The organism is Ruegeria arenilitoris, assembly GCF_013030265.1.
Classification (GTDB): Bacteria; Pseudomonadota; Alphaproteobacteria; order Rhodobacterales; family Rhodobacteraceae; genus Ruegeria; species Ruegeria arenilitoris_E.
The window spans coordinates 237,598-249,664 of sequence record NZ_WPZQ01000005.1 but is presented as its reverse complement, the minus strand read 5'-3'; the positions used below and the strand labels follow the sequence as shown (position 1 = coordinate 249,664).

Genomic DNA, 12,067 nt, shown 5'->3' with positions numbered 1-12,067 from the left:
CAGATCATTTAACCCGCGCATCCGAAACATGGTCCTAGTGGACGTAATACACATTAATCACAATGCCTTACGCAGGCATCGGGCGGCCCGTATCTACTACCACGCCTGCCACCCTCGGCAGATGACAAGCCACGGAGATTCAGAAAAGCTGTGAAGCGTCCGAGACATCGATTTCACACCCTAATAAGATCCAGACCCTATGACGTCGTTGCATCAGCCTTTTTATGGATCGATGCGAGTATCCTGTTTCGCTGAATCTTCCCGGATGGCCCCTTTGGCAAATCGGCCAATATGTAAATCTCATCAGGCGATTTGAACTTACCCAGCCTGCTTTCACATATGCCCAATAAATCCAACGGCGTCAGGTCTGAACCGTCCCGAATCTTGACTGCTGCAGAAACTGTTTCGCCATAGCTTTTGCAGGGCCGGGCAAAGGCTGCAGCCTCTATGACATCGGGGTGGGAATACAGCGCTTCGTCAATCTCACGGGGGGCAATATTCTCGCCACCCTTGATGATCAGTTCTTTCAATCGCCCTGTCACATAGACGTAGCAGTCTTCATCCATGCGCGCCAGATCACCCGTTCGCAACCAACCATCCGGAGTGAAAGTACTCGCCGTCGCATCAGCATTCCTGAGATATTCCAACATCACGTTTGGCCCGCGAATGACCAACTCGCCCTCGGTACCTGCTGGCACCTGTTTGAGGTTTGCGTCAACTATCGCCGCTTCGTTCCCATAGGCGATACCGGGTGAGCCGATCTTGCGAACACCGGGCGGGAGCGGATTTGACAGAATTTGCGCTGCCGTCTCGGTCAGGCCCATGGTTTCAACGATCGGTATTCCAAAGCGATGTTCAAATGCCTGCTGGACATCGGGTGCCAATGCGGACGAAGCCGAACGTCCAAAGCGAACGCGCTGGCGGGTTTCGTCATCGGGGTCGATATCGGAATGCAACAGGTGCGATATGATTGTGGGCACAACCGAGAACCATGTTGCCTGCGACCGCCCAAGATTCCCCCAGAAACGGCTCGCTGAAAATTTTTCACACATGGCCAGCGAGCCTCCGGACACGAGTGTACCCATGACGGTCACGCAAAGCCCGTTGATATGATAGATCGGCAGAACGCAGAACCCGCGGTCTGCTGCGCTCAACTCGTGGGCGATGGTCGTCGTCCAGCCACCCGCTAACAAGCTTGCCTGGCTGTGCACGACCCCTTTCGGGCGCCCGGTGGTGCCCGAGGTGTACATCAACAGCGCATGATCGACCGCTGATACATCATGTAGAGCAGTCGCCGCTGGCTCGGTGGTTGGGATCTGCAATGCAGTGATTGTCGATGAATCTGCGGTCCGCTCGAACAGGTCAGCTTGACCCGGATGCACAAATCCATATCGCGCGCCGCTGTGTTCAAGCGCATACGAAACCGCGCTGTCGCCAGCGACCAGATTGATCATGGTCGCCCTGAACCCGCCGTAGAGAATACCAAAAAGAACCTCCAATGCCTCTCGGCTGTTTGGATACAGGATGGCGATGCTTTCCCCTTTTGCCACTCCCATTTCGGTCAGCATGGTCGCTATACGGCGAGCGGTGTCACGCAGCTCTGACCAACTCAGGTCTGGCGCCCCGTCAGGAAACACAAAGCCTATTCCGCCCTGCCCGGCCCGCAGGTCCAGCCAGTCACGGACGGTTCCCTTTGGTGGCTCGTTCATCGACCGGCCTCCGCCCAGTACTGGCCGAATATCTCATCCAGATCCGGTTCACGTGGCGCAATCTCGCGGACGATTTTGGTGGTTTGTACGAAATGTCTCCAATGCAGATTAGTATCGATGGAGTTTCCGCCCCAGCTGCCACATCCCATGGATAGGGAAAACGGCATCCCATTGGTGAAACTGCCACCTGTCGCAAAGGTGTGAGCTTGATTCACAATCACCCGGCAGGTGGGAAGATCGCGCCCCAATTCCACGGCGCGGTTGTCATCGGATGTGTGAATTCCAACCGAATGACCCGCCCCCTGATACTCCAATATCCGCGTGGCCAGTGCCTTGGCTGTTTCGAAATCCGGTGCCCTGTACAGTGCCAGAACCCGGCTGAGCTTCTCTCCGGACAGGGGGTGATCCGGTCCAATCCCATCGGTCTCTACCGCCAGAAATCTGGTGTCACCGGGAACTTTGTTAGCCATCCCCAGAGCTTCAAGCATCTTGTCTGCGTCCTGTGCGATGGCCGAACGGTTGAGATGTCCGTCCGGCCACAGCCGTGCCACGATACCATCGGCGCCCGATGCCGGAACTAACGCTCCACCCTCGTCGGCCATCGCGGCAACAAAGTCGTCATAGACCGCATCTACCACGACAACCGCATTCTCGGACGAACACGAGGTTGCGTTGTCAAAACACTTGGATGCCGTGATTTTGGCCGCCGCGCCCGCCAGATCGGCGGTTTCATCCACAATCACGGTCACATTGCCCGCGCCAACAGCGACGGCGGGTGTGCCGCAAGATTGCGCGCGGTGTACGTTGTTCTGGCTTCCGGTGCAGATCACTCGGTCGCATGCTTCCATCAATCTTTGGGTTTTTGCCTTTGAACCCGGCGCAGGGATCATCTGGACCAAATTCCGATCCAAACCCAACTTGTCGAATTCGGCATGGATGTAGCTCAGCAGCAGTTCACATGAGGCGACCCCCTTAGGTGACGGGGCAACGATGATTGCGTTGCCGCCCTTTAGCGCGTTGATGATGTTATTCGCCGGCGTCGCGGCAGGGTTGGTTGAGGGTACGACCGCTCCGATGACCCCGATGGGCCGGGCAATCTCGGTAATTCCCGTTTCAGGATCGTCACTGATGACGCCGTGTGTCTTTGCCTCAGCAATGTCGCGCAGCAGGCCCAGCGTCTTGCGGTGGTTCTTGGTGATCTTGTCTGGCACGTTGCCCAGCCCGGTCGTCTCCACCGCCAGTTCAGCAAGCATCTGGTTTCGAGCGGGCTCCATGATCGCCCAGCCTGCTGCAAGTGCCACCTTGTCATAGAGAGCCTGACTGCCCGAAGCCTCAAAAGCGATCTGGGCTTGGCGGGCCTCCGCCACGATCCGGTCAATTTCCGCAATCTCAGGGGCTATGTCGTTCGGAGCGTTCATCTTGATCCTCGATTGGTTGTCCGGGGCGGATTGATCCCGCCCCGATTTCGGTCTTTCAGAGACCTGCCAGCAATTCATTCAGGGTTTGCTGGCGCTGCGACCACATCTCGATCACTTCGTCACGTGTCATGATGTGCATGGGTGAACCGCCCGCCTCCATCTTCTTGGCGACTCGGGAATTGGCGAACATCTCGGGCACGGTCACCGAGAGTTTCTCGATTACCTCGGGAGGTGTTCCTTTGGGCACCATGACACCCCGGAAGTTGACCGACGAATTGTCCACGTCCAAACCCTGTTCCATCATGGTCGGCACATCCGGCAGGAACGCGTTGCGCTCCAGATCAGCAACGCCAAGGATTTTGACATTGCCCGCTTCTTGTGCGCGGAAGGCGTCAGACAGGTTGTTGATCCCGCCCATAACTTCACCAGCGATCACGGCTTTCATGGCCGCTGCACCGCCACCCTTGGTTGGGATGTAAGCCATCTTGGTTCCGGCGGCCTTGTCGATCTGCAACGCAGCGATGTGGTGGCCCACGAAAAGACCTGCGCCAGATACGGTCAGCTTGCCGGGATTTTCTTTGGCATAGGCAACAACATCTTCCATCGAATTGAATGGGCTGTCCGCGCCCACGACAAACACGGCCGGGTCTGCGCCCCAATTGGCGATGGGTTCAAAGCTGTCAGTCGAGTATTCGACACCGCCTTTGATCGACTGCGCTATGAAATGCGGTACATTATAAGCGGCCAGAGTGTACCCGTCCGGGTCAGCCTGCGTGGCGAACCAGTTCCATCCCACACGCCCGCCTGCGCCAGGCTTGTTGATGATGGCGATGGGCATTCCCAAAGCATCCTCGTTCCCGGCGGTCATGGTGACGATCCTTGCCTGAAAGTCTGTCGCCCCACCGGCACCATAGCTGACCATCATCATCAGTGGTCGTTCAGGATATTCCTCGGCCAAAGCGAAACCTGTCAGGCTCATAAGGGCTATTGCTGCCCCTGCAATCAGTCGTTTCATTTTACGTTTCCTCCCTTATTTGGTTCACCCGCGCAGGCGCGGTCAGAACAGAATTTCCCTCGGTGTGTAGACGTTCAGAAGCATGGCAAAGAGCCCGTACATCACCGCCACGAAGACCGCCGTGATGATCCCGCGTTTGATCCAGCTTTTAGCCTCGGAATGCGGGGCAGGATCGTAAATCGACAGCAGGATGAAAAAGGCGATGGTTGTTGCGGTGTAGAAACCCAGCGTCTTTGCGGCCCAAAACACGTAGATCAATGTGATGACCAGCCCCGGCAGCATATTGATGAACATTGTGCGTGTCACACCGCTACCGACTTTGGACAAACCCATGATCGCCTTGCCAAACGTCCACCCCGCCAAAACTACAAAGACAGTTGCGATCAGACGGGGGAACAGGAATGCTTCAGCTGGTTGCTGGGTATAGCTGACCCATGTGACCCATAGCCCTACGGCAAAGACCAGGCCCGAACCAAAGATATGTTGTGTTCGGTTCATGCCTGCGCCTCCTCTTTGGTGGTGTAACGGCGGCTGCGCAGTTCCATCCAAACCGAGTACATAATCGAGGCCAGAACCACCGCGATCAGGAACAGGTTCAAGCCCCCGGTCAGAAAATATGAGGCCTTGCCGACGGTCGCGTCAGCGATCATCCCACCTTGAATGAAGTTGGCTTCAGCAATCGGCCCAAGGATCAAGCCCAGCACCAGCGGTGCAGCAGAAAATCCGAACCGTTCCAGAAAGAACATACCGATGCCGAGGCAGGCCATGACATAGACGTCCCCCATCGAGCCCTGAACCGAGTAGGCCCCGAAAACTGACAGGGCCAGAACGATGGCCGCCATCACTGATTGCGGGACCTGCGCGACCCGCGCAGCCAGCCCGGCAACATAAAGGCCGAAGATACACATCAGCACCTGCCCGATCAGCATCGAGTTGATGAAGGTCCAGGCCACATCCGGGTGATTGTCGAACAGGTCCGAGCCCGGGAAGATCCCGTGGATCAGCAACCCGCCAAGCAAAACGGCGGCGGTCGGGCTGCCAGGAATCGACAGCGTAAGCAGCGGGACCAGCGACGGGCCGACCATGGCGTTATTGGCGGATTCCGCAGCAATCACACCCTCGGAATGGCCGGTGCCGAACTTGTCCTTCTCGGATGAAAACTTCTTAGTCTGGTCATAGGCAACAAGGCCCGCAATCTGCCCGCCGACGCCCGGGATAAGGCCGATGATTGATCCGGTCAGCGTGCCGATGCTCAGCGCGCGGGTGCGGCTGAATAATTCTCTGAACGCGGCCGTTATCGAGTGACGCTGTACTTCGATGACCTCGGCCCCGGTGTTGTGGCGGCCCTTTGCGAACATGGTCAGAACCTGAGGGATCGCAAACAGACCGATCAGCGCAGCGATGATGTTAATACCACCACCCAAAGCTGGGTGAAAAATGAACCGCTGCGCCCCCATAATGTCGTCGAAACCGATGGTGGCCAACCACAACCCGATACAGCCCGACAGCAGGCCCTTGACCACTGACGCAGAATCCAGCGTGCCGATCACCGTGACGCCCAGTATGGCCAGCCAGAACAGATGCGACGGACCAAAGGCCAGCGCCCATTGGGCCAGAACAGGTGTGAGGAAGATCAGCAACAGCACACCAAAGATGCCACCGACCGCCGAGGCCAGAAACGACAGTTGCAGTGCCCGGGCACCCTGACCCTGCTTGGCCATGGTGTGCCCGTCCAGCGTGGTGGCGATATTGGCCGGGGCGCCGGGGATCTTCAGTAGAATGGCACTAACGGCCCCACCAGCAACGGTTGAGGTATAGGCAGCACCCAACAAGATCAGGCCCTGAGCGGCCTCGAGCTGAAAGGTGAACGGGATCAGCAAGGCGACGGCCATTGTCGGTGACAGGCCCGGGGTCGCACCAAGGATCAGCCCACCGATCGTGCCACCCAGAAGCAGCAGGAACGACAGCGGCGTGAACACATCTCCGAAGTAGTAAATGAATTCCATCCAGGGCCTCCCAACCCGTCAGATCGTGCACTTTTCTGTTTGTTGACAAATCAGGTTAGGGAATGAAAATAGTATTGCAAATGTTTTCATAAATTCGACCGTGAAGGAGGGATTTATGCCTGATTATCAAAAAGGTAAGGTTGATATTGTTGCTGTGGCAAAGGCTGCAAAGGTATCCCCATCCACAGTATCCCGCACCTTCAATCACCCTGATCTGGTGAGTCCGGCGACTCGGAAAAAGATCAACAGGGCAGTGCAAAGACTGGGCTATATCCGCAACCGCGCGGCCCAAACGATGCATGGCAAACGGTCCGGGACAATTGGCCTTGTCGTACCCACGATCAATCATGCCATTTTCGCCGAAGTCATTCAGGCATTCTCGGACTCAATCGACCGGGCCGGATTCAGCCTTTTGCTGGCATCACATGGCTATGACCTCGATCGGGAATACGCGATGGTCCGCAAGTTTCTGGAACATCGTGTGGATGGCGTGGCGTTGGTCGGGCTGGAGCATTCCGAAGCAACGCGACGCCTGATCGATCAGCAGAAAATCCCTGCGCTGGCGATCTGGAATTATGCTGAAGATTCAGAACTACCTTGCGTTGGGGCTGACAATCATCTTGCGGGGCGTCAGGCAGCAGAGCACCTGATTTCGCTTGGTCATCGGGATGTTGGTTTGATTTTCCCAGACACGCAGGGAAATGACCGCGCGCGTCATCGTCTCACTGCAGTTGTTGACTATCTCGGCAGTCACGGGATCACGATCCCGGACAACCGTAAATCCGAAGCGCCCTACAGCGTGTCGCAGGCAAAGCAGGCAGCACTGGAGTTGCTGGCTGACCCTCCGCTTCCAACTGCGCTGCTCTGTGGCAATGACGTCATCGCTCAGGGCGCGCTTTATGCAGCACATAAGCTTGGCCTGAACATCCCTCAGGACATTTCGATCATCGGTATCGGGGATTTCAAAGGGTCGGCGGATATTGAACCCGGTCTGACGACAATCCGGATACCTGCGGAGACGATTGGGACGTTGGCAGGTGAAAAATTCACCAGCTACATCACTTCAGATACACCGGAGCCGTTCAGAATTTGTTGCGATCTGGAATGCATCGTCAGAGACACAACCAGTTCGGCTTCACTGGAACGCTTCGAGAGTTGATGATGCCCTTGGTCTAATTCTAGAGAGTTGCCAGATTGAGTTTGGGTCAGGATAAGCGCCGCTGCCTTTCATATTGTTCTTTGTCATCATGTTAATCCCCAGTGGGCTCCCATGATAACCTTGAACTAGTGCTGCCTGTCGTGTGTCTGGTGATCTTCAGCGAAACCAAAATTCACGTCAGTCTATTGGGCGTCGGCAAAGTTGGCAGGACAGTTGCGACCAGACTGCTAAACGATATGCATTGCAGCACAGACACTGAAACAGCAGGATTATCAGCGCGGTCTTTGCAACCGATTGCAAGTTTCTTGCAATAGTGCATAGTGGAGCCGCTATGAATATCCCGGTGAATACCCCAGTAATCCGTGGCCGGAACCGCCAGCGATGAGTGTAACCCTGAAAGAGGTCGCAGCGCTTGCAGGCGTGTCCCGATCAGCCGTCTCACGCACCTTTACCGAAGGCGCATCCGTTTCCGCTAAAACCCGCAGCAAGGTTGAAAAAGCAGCGCAGGCACTTGGCTACAGTCCGAATGCGCTGGCTTCGTCCCTGACAACCGGTCGAACCAAGTTGATAGGGCTGATTTCGAACAACTTTCACAACCCGATTTTCCTTGAGGTCTTTGATCAATTTACCCGTGCACTGCAGGAACGCGGCCTGCGCCCATTGATCGTGAACCTGACTGATGAGACTGAGCCAGCAAATTCCGTCAGAATGCTGAGGCAGTATTCAGTTGATGCGGCGATTGTCGCGTCCTCAACCCTGCCCCCCAGCTTTGCCAAAGCCTTTCATGATGCAGGCGTGCCCGTGGTTCATACTTTCGGCCGCTCCGCCACCTCGCCTGAGGTCCATGTCGTCGGGATCGATAACGTCGAATGCGGTCGCATGGCCGCACGAGAGCTTTTGGCAAGGGGATACCAGCGCGTTGGATATTTAGGTGGTCCCAAAGATGCGACCTCGGCGCTGGACCGGCATCGTGGGTTCATGGAAGAACTCAGCAACCACCCGGATATTGACGTAACGTATTGTTTTGCAGGGGCGTATTCGTTTGAAGCGGGACGAGCCGAGATGCTGCGATTGCTGGAGGGCTCACCTGCCGAGGCGTATTTCTGCGGCGACGATATCCTGTCGATCGGAGCGCTGTCGGCATTGTCAGATCACGGGTTGAATCCCGGCAAGGACATCGGGATCATCGGCCTGAATGACATGGAAATGTCGCGCTGGGAAAGCGTCGATCTGACCACAATCCACCAACCGATCAAACAGATCATCACGTCGTCTGTCGATCTGGTTGAGGAAATGCTGAAAGAGCCCCAGCGCTATCCCGAGGCTCGAATTTTCCCGTGCCGGGTGATTGAGCGGGGTACATTACGGCCCCGCCCCTGATCAGCGAAACATCGGTGGGCGCGCATCTTTCCAGGCGCCGTCCTCCCGGCCAGAGGCCACTGCTGCATGGACCGCTGCGATAGACCGAACACCGTCTGATGCATTTGGCAATCCGTCGCGCTGCTCTCCCTGAATCGCATCGGCCAGATCGCAATAGATGTTCGCAACGGCCAGCGGAAAGCCTTCGGGATGCGCGATCGCGACGCGTGAGAGGCGCTGAACCTCGTCATGCAAACCGCCTTCGCCTTTTTCGATGATCTGGGTCCGGCCTCCAACAGGTGTGTAAATCAACTGGTTGGGTTGTTCCGATGCCCAACGCAACCCACCTGTTTCGCCAAACACCTGAATGTCGAACCCATGCTGTCGCCCGATGGCAACGGATGAGGTCCAAAGGCGCCCGACAGTTCCGCCCTCCATCCGGAAATTGATCATCGCGTCATCTTCAAGCTCGCGACTCGAGATGGTGGAAGCCAGGTCGGCGGACAGGTTTTTCACCTCGTCATCGCAAATGAAACTAGCCATGTGCAGTGCATGAATACCGCAATCGGCGAACTGACCCGATACACCCGCCATCGCAGGATCATAGCGCCAACGAACACGCGGATTATCCGCGTCAGTAGCATCCCCATGATGCCCGTGGCTGAAGTTGGTCACGACCAGACGCACCTTGCCGATGTCGCCCGCCCGGACCATTGCACGGGCCTGCCGCACCATGGGATAGGCGGAATAGCAATAGTTCACCGCGCAGATCATGCCGGATGCTTCGGCCACGCGGACGATCTCTTCCCCCTCTTCCACTGTCATGGTCATCGGCTTTTCGCACAACACGTTGAACCCGGCTTCGAGGAAGGCTTTCGCGATCTCGAAATGGGTGGAATTCGGCGTCGCGATGGTCACCAGATCAATCCGATCTGCGCGATCCTTTTCCCCTGCCAACATCTCGCGCCAGTCACCATAGGCGCGATCGGCGGCAACACCCAATCGTTGGGCATATTCGCGACCAACCTCAGGGCGGTGATCCAATGCGCCAGCGGTGAATTCGAACATCCCGTCAGCCAATGCGCCCAGACGGTGTGCGGGCCCGATCTGGCTACCTTCGCCACCACCTATCATGCCCCATTTCAGCTTTGCCATGGTTCTTGTCTCTCTTCAGAAGTCTCGTTGTGTGTCAGCGTTCAAAAATCGCCGATTTCCTGCCATCGACGCTGCTCGGACGAGGCCAGAGCTGCCGCCAGAACCCGATTAACTTCGTGCCCATCCCGGAAGGTTGGCCAGATTGCCTTTCCAGTGTGAATGGCCTCAAGGAAGTCCTTCGCCTCAATGATGATCTGGTCCTGGTACCCAGTGCCGTGCCCGGGTCCCTGACAGAAAGGTTCGTAATCCGGGTGTGCCGGTCCGGTCAGGATCTTGGTGAAACCTCGTGTCGCCTCTGGCCCGTCGTGGCGATAGTACCAGAGGGCATTCTGGTCTTCCTGATCAAACCGAATGGCGCCTTTTGTACCCGAAATCTCATAGGCATAACCCATCTTTCGGCCAGTCGAGATACGACTGACATAGATGTTGCCCATCGCGCTGTTTTCGAAGCGGCACATGATCTGAGCGTGGTCGTCATTGGTCACATCCCCGCCGGGGCGCGTATGATGAACGGTTTCAACTTCGGCCATGACCGCAGCAATGGGCCCGATCAGTGCAAGCGCTCCATTGACCATATGCGGGGCAAGGTCGCCCATCGTTCCGTTCGCCATTCCTGTGGTTCGCCACGTGGCCGGGGCCTGCGGATCAGCATAGAAATCTTCGGTGTGCTCGCCCCGAAACCAGGTGATGTCACCAAGTTCACCATCCGTAATGAGCTGACGTGCATATTGGGTCGCGGGCGTCCGAACGTAGTTGAAACCAACCATATTGGTCACGCCAGCCGCTTCGGCGGCCAACACCATGGCCCGGCCATCATCAAGGGACGCGCCAAGGGGTTTTTCGCACAAAACCGGCTTACCAAGCGCAACGGCGGCTTCGGCAATTTGACGATGGGTCGATTGAGGTGAGGCAATTACGATGGCCTCTACCGCGGGATCGTTGACCAGCCCTCGCCAATCCTCGGTCGCGCGATGAAATCCGTAAGCCTGACGGTATCGTTCCGCGCTTTCCATGCTTGAAGCACATATCATCTCAAGCCGCGGTCGCAGCACAGTGTTGAACACGGCCCCTACAGCCGACATGGCAACCGAATGGGCCTTGCCCATATAGCCGCCACCTACGATTCCAATTCCGATTTCAGGCATCTGTCACGGCTCCGAACATATTATTTGCAACCGGTTGCAAAATCAGTATCGTGTGAATCGATTCAACGCAAGGTCCAAACTTTGCTGACCCCTTTTTGCCGGAGGACATGACTTGAGCGCTTTGATAGATGGTATCAAAGGAAACCGGTTCGCTGTTTTGGGACGCGCAGGCATGGACCTGTTTGCTGACCCCATTGGCGTTAAAAGCGAAGACGCTGATACCTTTCGGGCCGATCTCGGGGGTTCGTCCGCGAATATCTGTGCAGGGCTGGTCAAGCTTGGCAGTCAGTCATCGCTGATCACGTCGGTTGCAGATGACGCCATCGGTCGGTTCTGCATGAATCGCCTGAACCACTACGGTGTGGATACGTCATATATCCGCGTTGTTGGCGGCGAATACCGTATGTCGCTTGCGGTCTATGAAAGCACGCTGGAGGACTTTCAGAATGTAATCTACCGCAATGGCGCGGTTGATTTTCAGGTCACCGAAGATGACATGGATCAGGTCGACTACAACAAGTTTACCGCGCTGATCTCGGCCGGAACGGTCTTTGCGGCCGAACCGTCGCGCAGCGCTACGTTTCGGGCGATCGACAATGCACGCAACGCCGGACTGCCAGTTATCTTTGACATTGATTACCGACCCTACAGCTGGCCCTCGCCCGAGATTGCCGCAGACGTCCTGTCGCGCGCTGGTGAAGCAAGCGATCTGATCGTCGGAAATGATGAAGAGTTTGGGTTTATGGCCGGCGGCATTGAAAGAGGATTTGAAAAGGCCAGGGAACTGGCCCGGAAACCCGGGCGGATCGTCATCTACAAGATGGGTGAAAAAGGTGCCATCACACTGGTCGATGGTGAGGAAATCCACACTGGAATCTACCCCGTCACCGCCGTGAAACCCAACGGTGCAGGTGACAGTTTCATGGCAGGCCTGCTGGCCTCAATCGCCGCTGGGCATTCGTTGCGGGACGCGGTCATGCGTGGATCCGCTTGTGCCTCGATCGTTGTGTCACAACCCGGCTGCGCCCCGGCCATGCCAACAACGTCAGAACTGAACGAATTTCTTGCGTCCCACCCGGACCCGACAGCGGCCCCATAGGA

General features: G+C 56.6%; 10 protein-coding genes. 3 read left to right on the top strand and 7 right to left on the bottom strand.

Translation table 11 applies throughout. The features are described 5' to 3' along the window. Positions 1 to 197: 197 nt before the first annotated feature. Genes GOX61_RS10810 through GOX61_RS10790 form a run of 5 tightly spaced genes read right to left on the bottom strand, consistent with a single transcriptional unit; the run spans position 198 to position 6,148 of the window. Positions 198 to 1,709 carry an AMP-binding protein gene (locus GOX61_RS10810; RefSeq protein ID WP_170333601.1) on the bottom strand — a complete coding sequence of 504 codons (1,512 nt, stop codon included), beginning with the start codon at positions 1,707 to 1,709 and terminating at the stop codon, positions 198 to 200. After that, positions 1,706 to 3,127: an acylating sulfoacetaldehyde dehydrogenase gene (gene sauS, locus GOX61_RS10805; protein WP_170333600.1), complete on the bottom strand. Its 1,422-nt coding sequence runs from the start codon at positions 3,125 to 3,127 to the stop codon at positions 1,706 to 1,708. The genes GOX61_RS10810 and sauS overlap by 4 nt, the downstream gene beginning before the upstream one ends. A 55-nt stretch (positions 3,128 to 3,182) precedes the next feature. Beyond that, a complete protein-coding gene (locus GOX61_RS10800) occupies positions 3,183 to 4,142 on the bottom strand; it encodes a tripartite tricarboxylate transporter substrate binding protein (protein WP_155148595.1) in 960 nt (319 codons plus the stop codon). Between the two features lie 42 nt (positions 4,143 to 4,184). Continuing rightward, on the bottom strand, positions 4,185 to 4,640 hold the full coding sequence (locus GOX61_RS10795) for a tripartite tricarboxylate transporter TctB family protein (RefSeq protein ID WP_170333598.1): 456 nt from the start codon (positions 4,638 to 4,640) through the stop codon (positions 4,185 to 4,187). After that, entirely contained in the window at positions 4,637 to 6,148 is a 1,512-nt protein-coding gene (locus GOX61_RS10790; RefSeq protein WP_155148591.1) for a tripartite tricarboxylate transporter permease, read from the bottom strand. Before GOX61_RS10790 ends, GOX61_RS10795 begins: the two co-directional genes overlap by 4 nt. Positions 6,149 to 6,263: 115 nt before the next feature. Here GOX61_RS10790 and GOX61_RS10785 point away from each other — a divergent pair, with 115 nt between their 5' ends. Further along, positions 6,264 to 7,307: a LacI family DNA-binding transcriptional regulator gene (locus GOX61_RS10785; RefSeq protein ID WP_170333596.1), complete on the top strand. Its 1,044-nt coding sequence runs from the start codon at positions 6,264 to 6,266 to the stop codon at positions 7,305 to 7,307. A gap of 381 nt (positions 7,308 to 7,688) precedes the next feature. Beyond that, positions 7,689 to 8,687, top strand: coding sequence for a LacI family DNA-binding transcriptional regulator (locus GOX61_RS10780; protein ID WP_155148587.1), 999 nt, complete (start codon positions 7,689 to 7,691; stop codon positions 8,685 to 8,687). On the opposite strand, the gene GOX61_RS10775 is transcribed toward GOX61_RS10780, so the two are convergent. Together GOX61_RS10775 and GOX61_RS10770 are read right to left on the bottom strand one after the other, a co-directional pair. Continuing rightward, complete coding sequence (locus tag GOX61_RS10775) at positions 8,688 to 9,821, bottom strand: Gfo/Idh/MocA family protein (protein ID WP_170333594.1); 1,134 nt, start codon at positions 9,819 to 9,821, stop codon at positions 8,688 to 8,690. A gap of 41 nt (positions 9,822 to 9,862) precedes the next feature. Beyond that, positions 9,863 to 10,966: a Gfo/Idh/MocA family protein gene (locus tag GOX61_RS10770; RefSeq protein WP_170333591.1), complete on the bottom strand. Its 1,104-nt coding sequence runs from the start codon at positions 10,964 to 10,966 to the stop codon at positions 9,863 to 9,865. A gap of 112 nt (positions 10,967 to 11,078) precedes the next feature. Between GOX61_RS10770 and iolC the strand changes: the two genes are divergently transcribed. Continuing rightward, the gene (gene iolC / locus GOX61_RS10765) at positions 11,079 to 12,065 is read left to right on the top strand and encodes a 5-dehydro-2-deoxygluconokinase (protein ID WP_170333589.1); all 987 of its coding nucleotides are present in this window, start codon (positions 11,079 to 11,081) and stop codon (positions 12,063 to 12,065) included. The last annotated feature ends 2 nt before the right edge of the window (positions 12,066 to 12,067 follow it).